This is a genomic window from Pyxidicoccus xibeiensis, assembly GCF_024198175.1.
Taxonomy (GTDB): domain Bacteria; phylum Myxococcota; class Myxococcia; order Myxococcales; family Myxococcaceae; genus Myxococcus; species Myxococcus xibeiensis.
Genome location: NZ_JAJVKV010000006.1, coordinates 533620 through 553828, shown reverse-complemented (window position 1 = coordinate 553828; position 20209 = coordinate 533620). Strand labels below are relative to the sequence as shown.

Below are 20209 nucleotides of genomic sequence, written 5' to 3'. Positions count from 1 at the left end.
CGACGCGGGGGCGCCGCCCTGCATTCAATTCCGATACCTCAGAAGCCGACGCCTCCGGTAATCGGGTTGTAGCGACCACCCGGCTGCTGCGTCACCACGTAGACGGTGCCGGCCGCCACCGCCGCCGCGCCACCCACCGCCGCCCAGAACCACGGCCGCTTCAGCAGCGAGTCCCCCGAGCCGCTCTTCTCCGAGACGCGGGGCGCCATGGCGCCGTTGACGAAGCCGCGCACCTGGTCCGCCGCGGCCGACGGGCTGCGCTTGCCGTCCCGCGCCGCCAGCTCGATTTCCACGCCGCGCAGCCGGGCCTTGGACTTCAAGTCCCACGCCTGCAGCTCTGCCTGGTTGCGGCCCTTCTTGTCCTTCGTCACCGCGGCCAGCACCACGTAGCGGGCGTCCAGCCGCTCGCCGATGGCGCGCACCTCCGGCGGGGGGGCGTCCTGGTCGAAGGCGGCCTCGGTGGCGCCCCGCGTGGCCGCCTCGCGGATGGCGGACAGGCCGGGGGTGGGCTCCAGCTTCGCCTTCACCTCGGTGCTCGCGGCGGACTTCACCTCCGCGTACTGCGCGTAGGGCGCGTAGCCGGGCAGCTGCACCACCACGGGGTGCGGGCCGGCGGGGACGTCCACGCCCTTGAGGGGGGTGACGCCCAGCTCACGGCCGCCCACCAGCACCTGGGCGCCGGCCGGCTGCGAGTCCACCACCAGCTTGCCAGCGGGGCGCGCCGTCACCTCGGCGCGGGCGTCTTCGAAGGCCTTCTGCACGTCCTGGCCGAAGAGGGCGGCGTCGGGGCGGTTGGAGGGCTGGGCCTCCACGGCGCTCCGGAAGGCCGCCTTCGCGCCGGCGGCATCGCCGTTGAGCATGCGAGACGCGCCGAGGAACACGTAGGCCTGGGACAGCCGCTCCGGGGACAGCTGGCCGGGGGACTGGACGTAGGCCTCGGCGGCCGCGCGGAACTTCGCCTCCGCGGCCTCCGGGTCCAGGTTGTCATAGGCGGTGCGGCCCTCCTCGAAGAGGGTGTCCGCCTTGGTGAGCGGGGCGGGCTCCGGAGGCGGGAAGGCCAGCCCCAGGTCCACCAGCTCCACGCCGCTGCCCTTGCGCAGGTGCCCCAGCAGCTCCGCCTCCAGCTTCACCGCCGCGTCCGCCGCCGCCGGCGTGCGCGCCACGGCGAACAGCGCGACGGGGCCGGAGGCCGTCAGCGCGGCGGGCAGCGTCGGCTTCTGCATCACCACGGGGGTGGGCGCGGGGGCCACGGGGGCCGGGGTGGCGACGGCGGGCTTGTCCGACGGCGCCACCGGCTTCGCGGGCTCGGCCGGCTTCTCGGGCTCACCCTCGCCGAAGACCATGGGCTCGGTGGGCGCCACCTCGGTCGTCTCCGCCGTCTCCTCCGCCACGGGCGGGGCCTTCGTCTTCTTGCCCTTCTTCTTCTTCACCACCTTGGTGACGGCCGCCTTCTTCCGGGTGGCCTTCTTCCGGGTGGTCTGGGCGTGGGCGGGGACGAAGGCCAGCAGCAGCGCGAGGAGCAGGGCGAATCGGCGGAACGTGTTCACGCGCCGGATGCTAGCCGAGCAGGGGGGGACTCTCAAAAGCCCCGTCCAGTCATCCGACCCCCCTCCGGGTGGGAGCGGACCCGCGCCAGGGGGGCACGGGCCGCTCCGCCAGGGGGGAGGGGGCTGCCTAGACGTCCAGCTCCTGGACCTCGCCCGCGCGCTCCATGATGAACTTGAAGCGGGCGCTGACGTCCTTGCCCATCAAGTCATTGATGAGCCGGTCCGTCTCCAGGGGGTTGTCGATGGTGACGCGCAGGCTCATCCGGTGCTTCGGGTCGAGCGTCGTCTCCTTCAGCTCGTCCGGCGTCATCTCGCCCAGGCCCTTGAAGCGCATGATGTTGGGCTTCGCGTTGCCCCGGGTCTTCTCCTGGATGATGCGGTCTCTGTCCGCCTCGTCCAGCGCCCAGTACGTCTCCTTGCCGATGTCCACCCGGTACAGGGGCGGCTGGGCGATGTGGATGGCGCCGCTCTCGATGAGCGGGCGCAGGTGCCGGTAGAAGAAGGTGAGCAGCAGCGTGGCGATGTGGTGGCCGTCGCTGTCCGCGTCCATCAGCAGGAAGACGCGCCCGTAGCGCAGCTTGCTGATGTCGAAGTCCGAGCCGATGCCGCAGCCCAGCGCGGAGACGATGTCCTGCAGCTCCTTGTTCGTCGTCACCTTGTCGGTGGACGCCTGCTCGGCATTCAGCACCTTGCCGCGCAGCGGGAGAATCGCCTGGGTGCGCCTGTCGCGCCCCTGCTTGGCGGAGCCGCCTGCCGAGTCGCCCTCGACGATGAACAGCTCGCTGTGCACGGGGTCCGTGGACGAGCAGTCCGCCAGCTTGCCCGGCAGGTTGAGCCGGTGGCTGACGGCCGTCTTGCGGCTGATGGCCTGGGACGCGGCCCGGCTGGCCTCGCGGGCCCGGGCGGCCAGGACGATGCGCGCCACCACCGCCTCGGCGATGGACTTGTTGTCGTTGAGCCACTTCTCCAGCGCGGGGCGCAGCACGCCGTCCACCTGGGCGGTGACTTCCGGGTTGTTGAGGCGCCCCTTCGTCTGGCCCTGGAACTGCGGCTCCACCACGTACGTGGACAGAATCGCGGTGATGCCCTCGCGGATGTCCTCCGCGGTGAGCGTCACGCCCTTGGGCGTCAGGTTGTGCGTCTCGATGTAGTTGCGCACCGCCTTGACGACGGCGCTGCGCAGGCCCGCCTCGTGCGTGCCGCCCTGGGCCGTGGGGATGCCGTTGACGTACGAGCGGATGTGCTCGTCCGTGGCCTCCGTCCACGCCAGCGAGGCCTCCAGCCGCACCCCGTTGTCACGCGAGTGGTAGAACGCCGCGCTGCCCGTGGGCACCACCGGCTTCTGCCGCTCCGTCACCACCTTGGTGAGGTACTCGGCGATGCCGCCGTCGTGCTTGTACGTCACCGACGTGTGCGGGTGGGCCGTCTCGTCCTTCCAGACGACGGTCATCCCCTTGTGGAGGTAGCTCTTGGCCTCCAGCCGCTCGCGCACCAGCTCCGCGTCGAACTTCAGCTTCTCGCCGAAGATTTCCGGGTCCGGCTCGAAGGTGACGGACGTGCCCGTGCCGCGGCAAGGGCCCTCCACCTTCAGCGGGGTGGTGGCCCGGCCGCGCGCGTAGTTCTGCACGTGCCGCTTGCCGTCGCGCTTGATTTCCACGACGAGCTTGCGCGCGAGCGCGTTGACCACCGAGCTGCCCACGCCGTGCAGACCGCCCGAGTGGATGTAGTTGCCCTGCTCGAACTTGCCGCCCGAGTGAAGCGTCGTGAGGATGACCTCCACGGCCGGCTTCTTGTGCTTGGGCATGATGTCCACGGGGATGCCGCGCCCGTTGTCCACCACGGTGATGCTGCGCGAGTCCTTGTGGAGCGTCACCTCGACGGTGGTCGCGAAGCCGTTGATGACCTCGTCCACCGAGTTGTCGAGGATTTCCCACAGCAGGTGGTGATAGCCCGTGCTGTCGGTGCCGCCGATGTACATCGCGGGGCGCTTGCGCACCGGCTCCAGTCCCTCGAGGACCTGGATGTCCGCGCCTGTGTAGCTTTCCTTCTTCGTCGCCATGGCGTCCTCTGACTACTCCTTCTTCTCCGGCAGCGGGATGAAGGTGATGGGCCGTGCCACTTCCTTCACCGCGTCGCGCTTCGACATCTCGTGGCCCTTGCCGCCCCGTCCCGTGACTTCATGCCTCGCCGGGGTCAGGTGCAGCTTGCGGCCCTTCTGCGTCTCGAACTCCAGCTTCGCGTCCTTGTGGCTCGGCGCGGCGGCGAGGAAGTCCACCACCCGGTCGCCCTCGGCCACCTTGATGACGGTGACGCCCTTGCCCGGGCCCGCCAGCTCGTTGACCTCGGCCACCTTGCACACCAGGGCGCTCGTCTTCTCCGTGAGCACCGCGACCAGGTCCTTGTCGCCCACCGGCTGCACGCCGATGATTTCGTCGCCCTCGCCCGTCTTCGCGTAGCGGCGGCCGGCGCGGGTGGAGACCTCCGTGTGGGCCTCCAGCAGGAAGCGCATGCCCATGCCATGCTTCGTCACCCCCAGCAGCTTCTCCGGCTGGGGCAGGCGCGCGTCCAGCGACAGCGCCGCGACGACGCGCTCGCCGTCGTCGAACTTGAAGAACTTCTGCACCGGCTCGCCGTAGCCCGTGGAGGCGGGCACGTCGTTGAAGCGCGTGACGTACGCGGTGCCGAAGTTGCTGAACAGCACCAGGTTGGCCTTCAGGCTGCCGGCCAGGACGGCCATGACGGCGTCACCCTCGCGCAGGCGCGTGGAGGCCGGGTCCTTCACCTCGCGCACGCGCTTCACCCAGCCGTCCTTGGTGAGGACCACGTGGGCGTCCTCGTCCGCGATGAAGGACTCCTCGCTGAACTCCAGCTCCTCGGAGCCCGCGCCGCCAATGCGCGTGCGGCGCTTGTCGTTGTACAGGGTCTTCATCTCGCCCAGCTCGTCCCGGACGGTGCCCCAGACCTTGCTCTTGTCCTTGAGGATGCCCTGGATGCGCTTGATTTCCGCGCGCTTCTCCTTGAGCTCCTTCTCGACGACCAGAATCTCCAGGCGGGCCAGCTTGTAGAGCTTCATCTCCAGGATGGCGTCCACCTGGACCTCATCCAGCTTGAAGCGGGCGATGAGCTTCTTGGCCGCGTCCTGCTTGCCCTCGGACGCGCGGATGATGCGAATCATCTCGTCGAGCGCGTCGTAGACCTTCTCGAAGCCCTCGAGGATGTGGACGCGCCGCTGCAGCTCGCCCAGCTCGTGCTGGAAGCGCTTCGTCACGACGTCGAAGCGGAAGTCCAGGAAGTACTGGAGGATGGTCTTGAGGTCCAGCCGGCGCGGGGTGCCCACCTCGGGGTTGTCGTCGCTGGGGACGAGGCAGGTGAGGTTGACGCCGAAGTTCGTCTGGAGCGGCGTCTGCTTGTACAGGTACGCCATCACCAGCTCGGGGTTGGCGTCCTTCTTCAGCTCCAGGACGATGCGCACGTCCTTGGTGGACTCGTCGCGCACGTCGGTGATGAGCGGCAGCTTCCGCTCGCGCACCAGGTCGCCAATCTTGGCCACCAGGGTGGACTTGTTCACCGTGTAGGGGATGGACGTGACGATGATCTGCTGGCCGCCGCGCTTCAGGTCCTCCAGCTTGTACTCGCCGCGGATGCGGATGCTGCCCTGGCCCGTCTCGTAGATTTCGCGCAGCTCGCTCTTGCTGTTGAGCACCTGGGCGCCGGTGGGGAAGTCCGGGCCCTTGACCCACTTGAGCAAATCCTTGGTGACCAGCTGCGGGTTCTCGATGAGCGCCACCAGCGCGTCCACCAGCTCGCCCAGGTGGTGGGGAGGAATATTGGTGGCCATGCCCACGGCGATGCCGGTGGTGCCGTTCATGAGCAGCTGCGGCACGCGGGCGGGGATGACGACGGGCTCCTGGAGCGAGCCGTCATAGGTGGGCCGGAAGGCCACCGTCTTCTTGCCCAGCTCCGTGAGCAGCTCGCTGGCCAGGCCCGCCAGGCGGCACTCCGTGTAGCGCATGGCCGCGGCGCCATCGCCGTCCATGGAGCCGAAGTTGCCGTGGCCGTCCACCAGCGGGTAGCGCAGGGAGAAGTCCTGGGCCATGCGCACCAGCGCCTCGTAGATGGAGGCGTCGCCGTGCGGGTGGTACTGGCCCATCACGCTGCCCACCACCTTGGCGGACTTCTGGTACTTGGCGTCCTGCGTCAGCCGGTGGTCGTGGTACATGCCGAAGAGGATGCGGCGCTGCACCGGCTTGAGGCCGTCCCGCACGTCCGGCAGGGCGCGCGAGGTGATGACGGACAGGGCGTAGTTGATGTACCGGCGGCGCGCTTCGTCCGCCAGCGAGGCATTGACGGAGCCTCCGCTCCCCCCACCGGAGCCCGTCGCGGCTCCGCCACCGCCGCCGCTGCCGCCCGCGGCTCCCTGCTTCTTTCGCGTCTTCGTTTCGGCTTCTGCGAGCATGGTCATCAATCCAGGTGAGAACGCCTCGTACCCGAACGCGGCGCGCGACCCGCGCACTCCTCACATTCGAATCCAGAGGTATGTAACAGGGCGGCGGGACTACCATGGGCCCCTGACATTTGGAACGAATTCGGGGGGTTGCGCACTCTCCGGGCGCGCCCACCTATACGTCCGTACAGTCCTGTGCGCCAGTAGAACGTCCCTACAACCCCGCGTAATTCCGGGGTTGGGAGCCTGACTGGTCGCTGGAGGGGCGAGACGGTGGGTGCGGGTGGGAGCGGACTACCCGTTGTCACCGGGGGCGGGCTTGGACTTCTTCGGCGCGGCGTCGCGGGCGCGGTTCCAGTTGCCGTCCTTGAAGATGCGGACCCCCTTGCCGCCGCCTCCGCCGATCATCCCGGGGATGGTGGCCGTCAGGGGCTTGGAGCCCGGCGGCTGGTACACGACTCGCGCCTTGCGGGCGGAGGGGAGGGCGGCGCTGGTGGCGTCCACCAGGAGGTAGACGCTGGTGTCCTCCACGTGCAGCCGCTCGCTGTCCTGCTTGTGGCTCAGCTCGGCGAGCAGCTCGCCGTCGTCCACGGAGCGGGCGTCGTTGCCGAGCAGGCGCACCTTCACGCGCAGCCAGGTCTCCGCCTTGCCGCCCTCCTCCTTGGGCGATTCGCGCACGCCCTGGACGAGGACGACGAGGTCGGCGCCGTTGACGGGCGAGTCCTGCGTCAGGCGCAGGCCGGACTGCTTGCTGTTGTCGGTGTCGAGCAGGAGCGTGGCGTTGGCGCACCGGCTCTTGCAGTCCTCGCCCCAGGGCGCCTTGTCGAAGCGCAGGCGCATGGCGAAGTCGCTGCCCTGGGGGCCGACGGTGGCGTCGACGATGACGGGGCGCTCGCCGTCCGGGGGGGCGGTGTATCGGAAGGTGGACCGCTCCTTCGCGGTGACGCCGGTGCTGGTGAGCAGGGTGCAGACGAGCAGCGGCAGCAGCGGGCGCTTCACGTGGTGGACCTCCCGGGGCGGAAGGGGGGTATTCAAATGGGAAGCCCCCCGCGTCTTCAAGTCCCTGGCGTTAGAGTGCCCGGCCGAGGACGCAAGGCAGGAGGAGCCGAGGATGCGCAACCCGTACGTGCGGCAGCTCAAGCTGGGACCCATGGACAACTTCGTCTACCTCGTGGGGCCGGCGGACGCGCCCGACGTGGTGGTGGTGGACCCGGCCTGGGAGGTGGAGGCGATTGAGGCGGCGGTGAAGGAGGACGGCAAGAAGCTGGTGGGCGCCTTCGTGTCGCACTGCCACTTCGACCACATCAACGGGCTGCCTGATTTGCTCTCCCGGCACGACATCCCCGTGTACGCGCAGCGCGAGGAGCTCGAGTTCTCCGAGGAGCTGCGCGCGCTGGGCGACGCGCTCCGCCCCGTGGGGGCAGGGGACGTGCTGAAGGTGGGCCGGGAGGAGTTCCACGCGCTGCACACGCCCGGGCACACGCCGGGCTCGCACTGCCTGCTGGCGGGGGACGCGCTGGTGTCCGGGGACACGGTGTTCATCAACGGCTGCGGCCGGTGTGACATGAGCGGCGGCAACCCGGAGGAGATGTACCGCTCGCTGTCCCAGGTGCTGCTGAAGGTCCCGGACACCGCGAAGCTGTGGCCCGGGCATGACTACGCGGACGTGCCGGTGCGCTCCCTGGGCGAGGTGCGGGAGAAGAACCCGTACTTCGCGTTCAAGGACGTGGCCTCGTTCGTGGCGTTCCGGATGCGGCCCCGGAAGTAGCGCGGGCCCCGGTTTGCGGGACTTCGAGGGGACTGGTAGAGGTCCGGGCCCCGCCGTTTTGGCGGGTTTGGCTCGGAGATCCTAGATGAACAACCTCGGACGTCTTGCGGTGGTGTGTGGCCTGTTCGCGCTGGTCGGTTGTGGTCCGGAAGTGCCTGTGCAGGAGACCCCGGAGGAGGGCACCGTCAGCCAGAATGGCATCGGCCACGCGCCCGGGCCCATCTGCCCGCAGGTGATGCCGCCGCTGTGCGAGGGTGGCGTCCTGTACCCCATCTACTCGGGCAACTGCCTCACCGGCTTCAACTGTGTCTACCCGGTGGCCGGCGCCGTCGTCTGTCCGAAGCCGGTGTACCCGGCCCCCGGCTTCTGCGAGGACGGCATCATCACCCCGGTGTACTCGGGCGGCTGCATCGTTCGCTACGCCTGCAACCGGTAGTCGTCGTACCCCGCGCGCCCGCCCCGGTGCAGTCCGTGGGCGGGCGCGCATCCCTCAGTGGGGCAGGCCTCCCGCGAGCGCCTCGCGGATGTTGGCGGACGTGTACTGGGTGCCCCAGAGCGCGTTGACGGCCGCTGCCACCCAGTCCGCTCCGAAGACGGCGCCTCCGGTGTTGAGCTCGTAGAACACCACGCGCGCGTCCGCGAGCTCGCGGAGCCGGGGCGCCACGGCCGACACGTCGCGCCCGTACCACTGGAGGACGCGCACCTCCCACAGCCAGCTGACCAGCGACGACTCCACATACGGGACGAAGAGGAGCTGCGCGGGGCTGCCCAGATTCGTGAGCAGATGGCCTACGGAGAGGGTGCCGACGGTGAGCACGTACTGCTCCATCAGGGGACCGTGGGACAGCGCGGCGGTGTTCCAATCGGGGGCGGCGAGGTGCTCGAAGTAGAGCGGTGACAGCCTCGGGCCGGCCTGGGCGGCCAGCGTCCGCGTCTGCTCCACCGGGACGAGCGTGTCCCAGTCCTCGTGGATGACGAGGAAGGGCATGTCCAGCCTCGGGGCCAGGTGCTCGCGCGTCCAGCGGCTGTAGTCGGTGCCGGGCGCGCCGGGCGGGCCGCCGGTGGTGGCGAAGATGCGGCGGGAGTAGGGCTCGAAGAAGCTGGCGTACCGGGCGCGCACCGCCGGGTCCGTCACGCGGGAGGGAACGACGTTGGAGAGGTAGTCGAGCTGCCGCGCGAAGTCCGAGAGCGGGTAGAGGGCGACGCCGACCTTCGGGCGGGAGGCGGCCGGAGCGTCGGCGGCGGCGTAGAGGGCCTCGAAGCCACCCCACGAGCCGCCGAAGACGCCGATGCGCGAGCGGTCGACGCCAGGGGCCTGGGCGAGGAAGCGCATCCCCGCGTGCATGTCGTCCCGGTCGTTCTGGAGGTTGCCGCCCGCGTAGAAGCGGCCGTAGACGGCGAGCACGCCGAAGTCGTGCAGCAGGTAGATGAAGGCTTCCGAGGCCAGTTGCTCGGGCGTCGTGAGCGAGTAGGCGATGGGCGAGGAGCCCGCGTGGTGGTGCGGCTCGCTGTCGTCGGGGTGGATGCCAGGGCCGCGGGCGGCCCACTTCGCGTCCACGGCCTCGCCGGACCAGGAGATGCCGTCATAGGGGCGCGCGAGCATCAGCGTGGGCCAGAGGCCCGGGTTCCGGGGCGGGAACCACTGCGCATAGGTGGGGACCTTTCCGGGCTCCTGGAGCCGCAGGAGCTGGTAGTGCCACACCTGCCCGCCGGCCTCGGCCTGACCCGTGCCGAGGAGGGTCACGCTCAGAGTGGAGACCGGGTCGAGGAGGGAGGGCGGAGGGGCTTCGTCACCCCCAAGGGAGGGACTGCTCGTGAGTGACAGCCCGAGGCACAGCGTCAGGAGGAGGGTTCGCATGTCCTGGAGACACCGCTCACCGAAAAACCTGAAAACGGATTCTGGGGCCTGGGCCGTCGCCATGTGGATGGAGCGTGTGCTCGCCGTACGGACCGGGTCCGAGCCGCTCCGAGAGCTTGCTGTTCGGAAATGTCGGGGGTTTTGCGCCGACCCAATGTCCCGACATTTCCGAACAGCAGCGGGCCATCGGCGCTCCCGGCCCCTGTTACTGCTTCGCCGCGCGGAGCTGTTCGAGCATGCCGGCCTTCATGGACTGCGCGGTCATCGGCTCGATGCTGCGCTCGAAGGCCACGAGGTTCATGATGTGTCCGTACTGCGCATCCTGCTCGCGGGCCTCCGCCCAGTGCTCGGCCAGATAGAAGAGCTGGAAGACCAGCTCGTCTCCCGGCTCGACCTTCGTCCCCAGGTCGGGGCCGAGCTCCGCGGGCGTCGTCTCGTTGGGCGCCGGGCCGGTGTCGGCATGGCGCTCGACCACCAGGACGTCCTGGAAGAGCTCGACCCGGTCGTTCTCTGCGTCGTAGCGGGCCTCGAGCTTGCGCCAGTCGCCGTAGTGCTTCAGGGCCGCCTCGCGGATGTGGGCTTCGAGCGCCGCGATGGCCTCCTCCCGCGTCACGCCTTCCTCGCGCACCACTGCGTCCAGGACCTGGCTGCAGCGGATGCGCTCGGGGACGGGCTCGGCCTTCTTCCTGCCTCGGGCGCGGCCCTTCCTGGCGGGCAGCGTCGCGCGGCGCTTGCGCCAGGGAAACGGCGGGATGTGGATGCGTTGCTCGACGCTCCCGTCCCACTCCGTCTGGAGGCCATGCCGTGCGAGCGTGTCGCGGACCTCCCGGGCAATGGCGGGGCTCGCCGCGTCGTCCAACTGGAAGAACTCATCGAACGCGCCGAAGGCGAGCATGAGTCCCTGTCCCAGCACGCCGCGCTCGACGTCCTGACCCTGGAAGAAGGTGGCGCCCCGGGCGGGCGGGTCGCTGTCCTTCGCGGCCTGGGTGACCTCCGTCCAGCCATCCGAGAGGGCGCCGCCGACATCCTCCAGGGCGATGATGCCCTTGCCATTCAGCTCCTCGAAGGCGCGGGTGATGGCGTCATTCACCGTGGGCCCCTTCCAGTGGCGCTCCTCGTCCCCGTGCCGTTCGAGCAGGCCCCGGGTGTACGCGAGGATGGCCTCCACCGCGTCGTCACTGCCCAGCGCGTGTTCCGCGCGCTCCCGGATGGAGGCGAGCACCTGCTTCTCGCTCAGATAGCCCCCCAGGACCGCCACCTCCGCTTTCTCACGGAGCGCTGCCTTCACGTCGTCATCCATCGCCATCGAGGCGAGCCTACCGCCGCTGCCAGCTCCAGAAGCCGGGTCCAGGGAGCCCCGGGCGCTCACGGAGGGGGCGGGCCTCCGAGCGTGCGCCCGAGCTCGACGAGCGCATCTGGCGCAATCATCAGGCGCAGGCGCTCGGGCGCGAGCCCCGCCTCCTCGTCGGCGAAGTGCGGGCGCATCGCGTCGGCGAGCTGTCCGCCCAGCAGCACGAGCTCCGAGACCTTCGGGTGGGGTGCGCGCGCGCTGTCCAGCAGGCGCACGCAGAGGCCGTGAAGGGCGCGATGCTCCGTGTCGCGCGCGTCGAGGAACGCGACGTCGGCGGAGCGCAGGCGCCCGTACCGGCGCAGGCCCGGAAAGAGCCCCTCGCTCTCGCGGTGGTGGTGGCCGAGGAGGGCGTTGCCTGCTCCGAGCGCGAGCTCCACGGTGGGCTTCAAGGGCATGTGCTCCCAGGTCGCTCGCAGGGTGTCGAAGAGGGCGAGGAGCTCGCGGTGAACGTGGAGGAGCCCTGCATGGTGGTCCGCGTACGGGTCGTGGGGTGTGTCCATTCGCGCGAGACATCGCGCACCTCCCGGGCGCGGCGCGCGGCGTTTCGTGCGGGGACTAGGTGAATCGTGCACGGTAGGCGCGCGGGGCGCAGCCGTGGTGGCGGGTGAAGGCGCGCGCGAAGCGGCTCGGGTCCTGGAAGCCACATGCGAGCGCCACCTCGAGGATGGAGCGCGCCCCGCCGCGCAGCCGCTCCGCCGCGCGCTCCAGCCGTCTGCGCGTCAGGTGACGGTAGGGGCTCTGGCCCACCTGGTCGCGAAACGCCCGCATGAAGTCGAAGCGCGCCATTCCCGCGACCTGCGCCATGTCCTCCACGCGCAGCGGCTGGTCGAGCTGCGCCTCGATGAGGTCCAGGGCGCGGCGGATGCCAGGCGTCATTCCCCGCGACGCGCGCGGGCCGTCCTCGCGCACCAGGCCGAGGGTGACTGCGTAGACGAGCGCCCCGAGGGCTGGGTCGTCCTCCGCCACATGGGTCGACTCCAGCGCGAGGGCGTGGCAGAGGGCTCCCAGGCGCGAGCCAGGCGCCAGGGCCCGGGCCGCCAGGGGCAGTCGCACTCTTCGGCCGAGCGCCTTCAGGGCCTCCTCCACGAGGGAGGGCGCGAGCATCAGCTGGAGCACGTCCATGTTGCGTGCGGCGGGGGTGTTCAGCAGGCCCGGCGGCAGCAGGAGGCAGCTGCCGGCGGCTCCGGAGAGCCTGTCCCTGGGCAGCTCGAACTCGATGCGGCCCGAGACCACCCACGACAGCTCGTAGCCTGGGTTGCGGTGCGTGGGCCCGCGCGCGACGTGCGAGGAGCGCCCCACGCGCCGGACCAGGTAGAAGCCCTGGGGAAGGTTGTAGGCCTCGGGCGGCAGTTCAGGGGAGGGCGGCATGTGCGTAGGTTCCACCTCGCGCTGACCCGACGCGTTCTACCGGATGTGGATGCGCCACAGCGAGCCTCCTTTCATGCCAGGCGAGGCGGGCCGGGCGGAGCGATGGAGGCAATGAATGCATGCGTGTGATTCACGCCGACCTCGCGGCGGAACACGCAGGGCTCCGCCACGGCGCTCGGAATTTCCAGGGGCGAGGAGGACTACACCCGCCGCGCCCGCGTGGACACGGACGGCATCTGCAGCCCGCGCGGCTTCGCGTGCAGGGACCAGTACGCGGCCACGCCCAGCAGGCCCACGGCCAGCAGCGTCCACAGCACGGCCCAGACAATCGCGGGCACCCAGGTCAGGTCCGCCAGCAGCGCCGCATCACTTCTCGAGCGCACCGCGGCGTTCCACAGGTCGTCCTTCAAGTCGACCACCGCGTACAGCGCCGTGAACGCCGCGATGAACAGGTTCACCACGTCCACCGCGCCGTCCGGCAGGTACTTCGCGCACAGCCCCAGCACCACCGCCGTGCCCAGGCAGAAAGCCTTGGTGAAGAGGTCCCCGCCGTACACCAGCCCCATCACCGCCAGCCACACACAGGCCGCCCCCAGCACCCAGCGCCGGAGCCGGAACCGGAACGTCGCCAGCAGCAGCCCCGCCCCGGCCACCGCGCTCCCCAGGTATCCCCCCGAGTACACGGCCACCTTCGCCAGCACGCCCGGTGGAAGGCGGGACAGACAGGAGCCGGACTCGTTGGCCGCCAGGTGGATCTTGTCCACCGAGCCCCCCACCAGCAGCGTGGCAATGGCATGCCCGCTCTCGTGCATCATCACCACCAGGACTTTGAGGGGCCAGAAGACGGGCGAGTCCCAGAAGTACCACCCCACCCCCAGCATCAGGACGAGGAGGGCCAACCGGCTGAAATCAAGCTGTGCTCCGCTGGCGGTCCTCATCGCTTGCTCCCCTCCTGTGGGACACCCCAACACTTAAGCCGGGTCCATCATCCATGAAAAAGCCCGGCCACCGTGCCGCGCAGCGTCGGCGGGAAGGGGTCGCCTCCGGCCGCCGGACGGGGTAGGGAAGGGACACCATGAAGAAGACGCTCCTCCTCCTGTCGCTCGTGGCTGCTCCGGCCCTGGCCGTAGAAGGCAAGTGGACACCCCAGCAGGTCCTGGAGCTGGACCCGGCGTGGCTCCAGGCCCAGGGCCTCGAGCTGCCTCCCCAGAAGCTGTGGGACCCGCAGCGCGGCACCGGGCTGCTCGCCGGCACCGTCAACGTGGGCGGCTGCTCCGGCGCGTTCATCGCCCAGGCGGGCCTCGTCATCACCAACCACCACTGTGCCTTCGGCGTCATCCAGGAGCACAGCACCCCCCAGCGCGACCTCATCACGAATGGCTTCCTCGCCTCCAGGAGCCAGGACGAGCTGCCCGGGAAGGGCTCCCGCGTGCAGGTGCCGCGCAGCTTCAAGGACGTGACGAAGGAGGTGCTCGCCGCCGTGCCCGCGGGCGCGGACGACAGCGCGCGCTACAAGGCCATCGAGCGCAAGCAGAAGGAACTGGTCGCCGAGTGCGAGAAGCGCCCCGCCACCCGCTGCCAGGTGGCGACGTTTGATGGCGGCCTCAACTTCACCCTGGTGGACGCGGTGGAGCTGACGGACGTGCGGCTCGTCTATGCCCCGCCGCGCGGCGTGGGCGAGTACGGCGGCGAGGAGGACAACTGGATGTGGCCCCGCCACACCGGTGACTTCGCCATCCTCCGCGCGTACACCGCGCCGGACGGCGCCTCCGCGCCGTACAACGTGAAGAACGTGCCCTACAAGGCGGAGTTCTTCTTCCCCCTCGCCACCGAGGGCGTGAAGCCCGACGACTTCGTCATGGTGCTGGGCTACCCCGGCCTCACCTACCGCGCGCTGCTCGCGGAGGAGATGGCCGAGCGCCAGTCCCGCCTCTACCCGCGCATGCGCGACGTGTTCGGCGAGGCCATCCGCATCCTCGAGGAGGAGGGAGACAAGGACCCCGCCGGCAAGATTGCCGTTGCCTCCACCCTCAAGAGCCTGCACAACGTCCACAAGAACGCGGGCGGCCAGCTCGAAGGGCTGAAGCGCGGCCGCATCGTGGAGAAGCAGCGCGACGCCGAGGCCGCCGTGGCCGCCTGGGCCCGGAAGGCCGGCGCGCAGTGGACGGGCGCCGTCAAGGCCCGCGAGGCGCTCCTCGCCGAGCAGGCCGCCACCGGCAAGCTCTTCGAGCGCGAGTTCCTCCTGGCTTCCGTCAACCGCCTGGCGCGCGGCCCGGCGCTGGCGGCCACCGTGTCCCGCCTCGCCGCCGAGCGCGCGAAGCCCGACCTGGAGCGCCGCCCCGAGTACATGGAGCGCGAGCAGCCCCGCATCAAGGACCGGCTGGAGCGCGAGCAGAAGAACCTCTTCCTCCCCGCCGAGAAGCGCCTGCTGCTGGCCTTCGTGAAGCGCGCCCAGGCCCTGGGCGCCCAGGAGCGCATCGCCGCCGTGGACAAGCACTTCGGCAAGGCGTTCTCGGAGAAGGACGTCGCGGCGAAGATTGACGCCATGTACGCCGGCACCCAGGTCCTCACGCTGGACGCGCGGCTGAAGATGGCCGGCGAGACGGTGGCGCAGCTCGAGGCGCGCAAGGACCCGCTGCTCGCCTTCGGCCTGGACCTGGCGAAGGAGCTCACCGCCCTGGACGAGGTGAAGGACCGCCGCCAGGGCGCGGCCTTCCGGCTGCGGCCGGAGTGGCGCAAGGCGGTGCTGGCCCACGCGGGCAAGCCCGTGGCCCCGGACGCCAACGGCACCCTGCGCGTGACGTTCGCCAAGGTGAGGGGCTACGCGCCGCGCGACGGCGCCATCTACACGCCGCAGACGACGCTGTCCGGCCTGCTGGCGAAGAACACCGGTGAGGAGCCCTTCGACGTGCCGGCCAAGGTGGCCCGGACGGCCGAGGCGAAGCGCTTCGGCCCGTGGGGGGACCCCGCGCTGAAGGACGTGCCGGTGAACTTCCTGGCGGACGCGGACACCACGGGCGGCAACTCGGGCAGCCCCACCGTCAATGGCAGGGGCCAGCTGGTGGGCGTGAACTTCGACCGCGTCTGGGAGAACGTGGCCAACGACTTCGGCTACAACCCGGACGTGGCCCGCAACGTCAACGTGGACGTGCGCTACATCCTCTGGATGCTGGACCAGGTGGAGAACGCGGACGCGCTGCTGCGCGAGCTGGGCGTGCGCAAGGGCCCGCCCGTGGTGAAGGAGACGCGATAGATGGCGGATACGGCGGACGGCTCGCTGCCCCTCCCGGTCTTCAAGCCGGAGGAGCGGGTGTGTGGCAACTGCAAGCTGTGGAGCGCGCAGTCGGTGGACGAGCGCCGCGGCTGGGTGGGCGTCTGCCGGCTCCACTCGTGGCGGGGCCACTTCCCACCGTCCGCCCCCATCTGTGACAAGTACTCGCCGAAGGGGAGCGCGGCGCCGCTGGCACCCGCCCCCGCGCACGCGAAGGCCGTGCGCAGCGTGGCGCCCGTGGTGGTGCGGCGCCGCGCGGACCCCGATGAAGTGGTGGACCTGGAAGGGCTGAACATGACGCGTGAAGAGCTGATGGAAATCTTCCGGGAGGCCTCCGGGCTGACGGACGCCCCGCCCCTGGCCAACAAGTGGGAGGGCGGCACGCTGCGGCTCGTCCCCTCCAACCCGGAGCTGCAGCCCAGGGACCTGCCCATCGACAACCTGTTCCACAAGGTCGTCATGGTCCGCGACAGGCTGCGCGTGCTGGAGCAGAAGCTCAACGCGCACCCCAAGCTGTCCGACGCGGAAAAAGTCGAGATGCAGAGCTACATCACCCGCGTCTACGGCTCGCTCACCAGCTTCAACGTCCTCTTCAAGGACAAGTCGGACCAGTTCGTCGGCTCCAAGGGCGACGAGTAGCCCGTCCGCCAGCCGTCACGGCCGCTGGCCGCGCTCCTCCAGCAGCGCCAGCGCGCGCTGGCGGGCGCGGTGCAGCGTGCTCTTCACCGTGCCCTCGGGGATGTGCAGCAGGCGGGCGATTTCCGGGTAGCTCAGGCCGCGCACCTCGCGCAGGTAGAGCACCTGCCGCTGCTGCTCGCTGATGGCGTCCAGCGCGTCGCCGAAGTGGCGCTCCATCTCCGCGCCCACCGCCAGCAGCTCCGGCGACAGCGGCTCCTGCGGCTCGTGCGCCAGCCGCTCGCGGCGCTTGCGCGCCCGCAGCCAGTTGATGCTGCTGTTCACCATCACCCGGTGCAGCCAGGTGCTCCACGCCGCCCGGCCACCGAAGCCGGGGGCCTTGCGCGCCAGCCGGACGAAGACGTCCTGCACCACGTCCTCGGCGTCGTCGGTGTCACCGACGATGCGCCGGGCAATGGCCAGCGCGCGCGGGCGGTGCTCCAGGTAGAGCTGCGTGAGGGGAGGAAGCGAGACGAAGGCGGCGTGCATGGCGACCAGGCTCCTGGACACCCCCGACGGGGAAGGACAGGAGTTGGAACGAACGGGCCGCCAGAAGGGTCTATCGCCCCGTGGGGAAAGAGTTTTTCACTGCCCGTGCCGGGTGCCCGACACGCCCACATCCCCCCGGGGCCGGGTGAGCGCTACTCCTGCTCGTCCTGCTTCGTCATCCCCCAGTCCTTCAATCGTTTGAAGAGGGTGGAGCGGGCCACGCCGAGCTCCCGGGCCACGCGCTCGCGGTTGCCGTTGCACCGCTTCAGGGCGGCCTCGACAATCTGGCGCTCCAGCTTCTCCAGCATCTGCTCCAGTGTCATCCCAGGTGGCAGCTCCGGCACGGAGATGCCCGTCTCCCGGTTGAGCTCCTGGTCGAAGGACAAATCGCCCGTGTCGATGACGGGCCCCTTGCGCAAGAGCAGCGCGCGGTGCACCACGTTGCGCAGCTCGCGGATGTTGCCCGGCCACGCGTGGTGCTGGAGCCGCTCCAGCGCCGCCGGGGTGAAGCGCACGGCCTGCCCCCGGGGTGAGTAGGTGCGGATGAAGTGCTCGGCCAGCGCCGCCAGGTCGCTCTTGCGGCTGCGCAGCGGCGGCAGGTGCAGGGGGATGACGCACAGCCGGTAGTACAGGTCCTCGCGGAAGCGGCCCTCACGCGCGGCGGCGAGCAGGTCCCGGTTGGTGGCGGCCACCACACGCACGTCCACCTGGAGGGGCCGGCTGGCGCCCACGCGCTTGATTTCACCGCCCTCCAGCGCGCGCAGCAGCTTGGCCTGGAGGTCCAGCGGCAGCTCGCCAATCTCGTCCAGGAAGAGGGTGCCCCCGTCGGCCTCCTCGAAGGCGCCCTTGCGCGCGCCGCTGGCGCCCGTGAAGGAGCCCTTCTCGTGGCCGAACAGCTCGCTCTCGATGAGCTCCTTGGAGATGGCCGCGCAGTTGACGGGGATGAGGGGGCGGTTCGCCCGCGACGAGCAGGCGTGGATGGCGCGCGCCACCAGCTCCTTGCCGGTGCCGGACTCGCCCAGAATCGTCACCGCCGCGGACGAGGGCGCCACCCGCTCGATGAGCTCCGCGAGCTGCCGCACCGCCGGGTCTCCGCCGATGATGCCGTGGAAGGCCGCGGCCTCCTTGCGCGCCGCCGGGGCCGCCGCCTCCAGCACCAGCTCCGTCTCGCCCACGCGCAGCACGGTGGGCAGCGGCACCTCCGCCTCGAAGACGCGCACCGGGCCCAGCCAGGTGCCGTTGGTGGAGCGCAGGTCCACCACGTGGAAGGTGCCCTCCTTGCGCGTCACCTTGAGGTGCCGGCTGGAGGCGAAGCGGTCCTGGAGGACCAGATCACACGCGGCATCCTTGCCCGCCGTGAAGCTGTCGCCCGTGAGCCGGTGCACGGACTCGTTGAGCCCCTGCTTCACCCGCACCTGGGCCGGCTGCCAGCGCGCGGCCTGGGTGTCACGGGCCTGCACGGACGTGGTGTGGCCCACCTCGGTGGTGACGTCCGCGCCGTCGCCCCCGGCCTGCAGGCGGAACACCGCGCGCCACTGGCCCAGGGCCAGGTCCGCTCCATCCGCCAGCTCGCCCTGGGTGACGGCCTGGCCCGCCACCAGGGTGCCCTTGCCGGACAGGTCCTCCACCCGGCAGCGCTCGCCGTCCCACAGCAGGGCCACCTGCTGGCGGCTCACCTCCGGGTCCGGAATGGCGACGTCGCTGTGCTCGCCGCGCCCCAGCACCAGCCGGGCCCGGTCCACCGCCACCCGCAACACCTCCTCGCCTCGACGAAAGAACACCAGCTCCGGCATCCCAGGCCCCTCCCTACAGGTCGGCTCGCCTGCGCTTTACACGGCGGGTGTTCACCTTTCAACCCCACGCGCCGGGTAGGGCGCGCGTGGGGGCCTTCGCCGGCTTTGCTCAGCGGCGCGGCAGGAAGGTGGGGCGGTTGAGGAAGCCCCCGAGCCGGGCGGCGCGGAAGCTCGGGTCCTTCTTGTCCGGCGGGAGGATGGTGAGGCCCATGGCCACGGCGCCCAGCCGCTTCTGCGCCTCGGGGTCCAGCTTGATGTTCACGTCCATGGCCGGCTCGCTGTACTCCACCTTCTTGCCCAGCTTCAGGGTGCCGGTGGCCAGCGCCTCCAGGTCCTCGCCCTTCAGGCGCAGCGTCTCCACCGTGCCCAGGCCCTTCTCGAACTTGATGCGGCCGGTGAGGTTGCCCAGCGTTACCTGGGGGATGTCCATGGGCATGCCGGGGCCGCCGCCCATGGGGATGGCCACCTTGCCGCTCTTGATGACCAGCCCCTGCGAGTCCAGCGTCAGCTCGCCGTCCGCCTGGGACAGGTCCGGCTCCGGGCTCTTTCCCTTGGGCAGCGTCAGCGCCAGCTGCCCGTTCACCTCGCCCTCCAGCTCCATGCCGGTGAAGGCCTTCAGGTTGCCGCCGGAGACCTGCAGCCCGTCCAGCTCCGCGCGCACCTTCATGTCGCCCAAGAGGCCCACGGACGCCGTCACCGTGCCGCCCAGCGTCTCGGCGCGCAGCGCCACGCCAGGAGGGAAGAGGGCGGGGCGCATGGCCACGCTGTCGAACGTCAGCGCCTCGCCCAGCTCCGCGGGGCCCAGCATGGCGGCCTCGCCGCTGACGAGGGACGCCACCACGTCCGCGCTCAGCGGCTGCGGCGGCTTGCTCACCCGCACCTGGGTGGCGGTGATGCCCGCCAGCCCCGGCCGCAGCGAGCCGATGCGCACGGCGAGCCCCGCCTGCGCCGCCTCCGAGACGATGCGCGCGCGGATGGCGTCGTACGGGAAGGTGACGAACAGGGCGAAGACGAAGGCCGCCACCGCGAACGCGGCGTAGCCGAGGAAGACCTTCCAGCGGGCAGGCTTGGTGTCAGAGGACATGGCTTATTGCTTCATCCGGTAGGTGGCGACGGTGGTCCACGCCGTCAGCGTGTCCGAGGCGGGCTTCGGCTCGATGCGCAGGTACTTCACCTTCACCACGCCCGGCCCGCTCTCCACCGTGCTCAGGAAGTCCGTCAGCTTGCGCAGGTCCACGTCCGTGAAGGTCAGCTCCACCGAGCTCTCGATGATCTTGCCGTCACCCACGCCCAGGTCACCCTTGGGCGTCATGTTGGGCACCTGCAGCCCGGCCGCCGTGGCCTTGTCCTCGATGTAGGTGATGAGCTGCACGTTGCTGGACGTGAGCTGCTGCTCCACGGACTGCCGCGCCGCCTGGGCCTCGCGGAAGCTGGCCGCCAGCGCCTGCACCTCCTGCAGCTTGGCCTGCTTGTCCTGCGTGCGCTTCCGGTACCCGGACGCGCTGTTGGCGAACATCATCAGCACCGCGAACAGGATGAACGCCAGCAGCGCCGCGCCGGCGATGGACACCATCCGGCGCTCGCGGTCGCTCAGCCGCTCGAACCACGTCGTCACCGGGGTGAAGACTTCAGAGACCTTGGCCAT

The 20209-nt window shown here is 70.4% G+C and carries 17 protein-coding genes; 4 read left to right on the top strand and 13 right to left on the bottom strand.

Features of this window, described 5'->3' with window-relative positions; translation table 11 throughout:
- Positions 1 to 38: 38 nt before the first annotated feature.
- The 4 genes from LXT23_RS29055 to LXT23_RS29040 all read right to left on the bottom strand — a co-directional run bounded on the left by LXT23_RS29055 (position 39) and on the right by LXT23_RS29040 (position 6990).
- Positions 39 to 1547 carry a PEGA domain-containing protein gene (locus LXT23_RS29055; protein ID WP_253983577.1) on the bottom strand — a complete coding sequence of 503 codons (1509 nt, stop codon included), beginning with the start codon at positions 1545 to 1547 and terminating at the stop codon, positions 39 to 41.
- 127 nt (positions 1548 to 1674) lie between these two features.
- Complete coding sequence (locus LXT23_RS29050) at positions 1675 to 3606, bottom strand: DNA gyrase/topoisomerase IV subunit B (RefSeq protein ID WP_253983576.1); 1932 nt, start codon at positions 3604 to 3606, stop codon at positions 1675 to 1677.
- Positions 3607 to 3618: 12 nt separating this feature from the next.
- The gene (locus LXT23_RS29045) at positions 3619 to 6003 is read right to left on the bottom strand and encodes a DNA gyrase/topoisomerase IV subunit A (RefSeq protein WP_253983575.1); all 2385 of its coding nucleotides are present in this window, start codon (positions 6001 to 6003) and stop codon (positions 3619 to 3621) included.
- Positions 6004 to 6285: 282 nt separating this feature from the next.
- The gene (locus LXT23_RS29040; protein ID WP_253983574.1) at positions 6286 to 6990 is read right to left on the bottom strand and encodes a hypothetical protein; all 705 of its coding nucleotides are present in this window, start codon (positions 6988 to 6990) and stop codon (positions 6286 to 6288) included.
- A gap of 112 nt (positions 6991 to 7102) precedes the next feature.
- Between LXT23_RS29040 and LXT23_RS29035 the strand changes: the two genes are divergently transcribed.
- The gene (locus LXT23_RS29035) at positions 7103 to 7759 is read left to right on the top strand and encodes an MBL fold metallo-hydrolase (RefSeq protein ID WP_253983573.1); all 657 of its coding nucleotides are present in this window, start codon (positions 7103 to 7105) and stop codon (positions 7757 to 7759) included.
- An 85-nt stretch (positions 7760 to 7844) separates the two neighbouring features.
- Entirely contained in the window at positions 7845 to 8195 is a 351-nt protein-coding gene (locus LXT23_RS29030) for a hypothetical protein (protein ID WP_253983572.1), read from the top strand.
- Between the two features lie 54 nt (positions 8196 to 8249).
- On the opposite strand, the gene LXT23_RS29025 is transcribed toward LXT23_RS29030, so the two are convergent.
- From LXT23_RS29025 to LXT23_RS29005, 5 genes are all read right to left on the bottom strand, one after another.
- The gene (locus tag LXT23_RS29025; protein ID WP_253983571.1) at positions 8250 to 9617 is read right to left on the bottom strand and encodes an alpha/beta hydrolase family protein; all 1368 of its coding nucleotides are present in this window, start codon (positions 9615 to 9617) and stop codon (positions 8250 to 8252) included.
- A gap of 205 nt (positions 9618 to 9822) precedes the next feature.
- Entirely contained in the window at positions 9823 to 10905 is a 1083-nt protein-coding gene (locus tag LXT23_RS50425) for a DUF6891 domain-containing protein (RefSeq protein ID WP_253983570.1), read from the bottom strand.
- A gap of 77 nt (positions 10906 to 10982) precedes the next feature.
- The gene (locus tag LXT23_RS29015) at positions 10983 to 11468 is read right to left on the bottom strand and encodes a hemerythrin domain-containing protein (protein ID WP_253983569.1); all 486 of its coding nucleotides are present in this window, start codon (positions 11466 to 11468) and stop codon (positions 10983 to 10985) included.
- A 55-nt stretch (positions 11469 to 11523) separates the two neighbouring features.
- The gene (locus LXT23_RS29010) at positions 11524 to 12336 is read right to left on the bottom strand and encodes a helix-turn-helix domain-containing protein (RefSeq protein ID WP_253983568.1); all 813 of its coding nucleotides are present in this window, start codon (positions 12334 to 12336) and stop codon (positions 11524 to 11526) included.
- A gap of 200 nt (positions 12337 to 12536) precedes the next feature.
- A complete protein-coding gene (locus LXT23_RS29005) occupies positions 12537 to 13274 on the bottom strand; it encodes a M50 family metallopeptidase (protein ID WP_253983567.1) in 738 nt (245 codons plus the stop codon).
- Between the two features lie 137 nt (positions 13275 to 13411).
- Between LXT23_RS29005 and LXT23_RS29000 the strand changes: the two genes are divergently transcribed.
- Together LXT23_RS29000 and LXT23_RS28995 are read left to right on the top strand one after the other, a co-directional pair.
- Positions 13412 to 15589 (top strand): S46 family peptidase, encoded by a 2178-nt coding sequence (locus LXT23_RS29000; protein ID WP_253983566.1) that lies wholly within the window; start codon positions 13412 to 13414, stop codon positions 15587 to 15589.
- On the top strand, positions 15590 to 16246 hold the full coding sequence (locus LXT23_RS28995) for a hypothetical protein (protein ID WP_253983565.1): 657 nt from the start codon (positions 15590 to 15592) through the stop codon (positions 16244 to 16246).
- Positions 16247 to 16261: 15 nt separating this feature from the next.
- Here the strand turns inward: LXT23_RS28995 and LXT23_RS28990 are convergent, their stop codons facing one another.
- The 4 genes from LXT23_RS28990 to gspM all read right to left on the bottom strand — a co-directional run bounded on the left by LXT23_RS28990 (position 16262) and on the right by gspM (position 20209).
- On the bottom strand, positions 16262 to 16771 hold the full coding sequence (locus LXT23_RS28990) for an RNA polymerase sigma factor (RefSeq protein WP_253983564.1): 510 nt from the start codon (positions 16769 to 16771) through the stop codon (positions 16262 to 16264).
- 152 nt (positions 16772 to 16923) lie between these two features.
- Positions 16924 to 18564 (bottom strand): sigma 54-interacting transcriptional regulator, encoded by a 1641-nt coding sequence (locus LXT23_RS28985; RefSeq protein WP_253983563.1) that lies wholly within the window; start codon positions 18562 to 18564, stop codon positions 16924 to 16926.
- Positions 18565 to 18673: 109 nt separating this feature from the next.
- On the bottom strand, positions 18674 to 19648 hold the full coding sequence (gene gspN / locus LXT23_RS28980; RefSeq protein ID WP_253983562.1) for a type II secretion system protein GspN: 975 nt from the start codon (positions 19646 to 19648) through the stop codon (positions 18674 to 18676).
- A 3-nt stretch (positions 19649 to 19651) separates the two neighbouring features.
- Positions 19652 to 20209: a type II secretion system protein GspM gene (gene gspM, locus LXT23_RS28975; RefSeq protein ID WP_253983561.1), complete on the bottom strand. Its 558-nt coding sequence runs from the start codon at positions 20207 to 20209 to the stop codon at positions 19652 to 19654.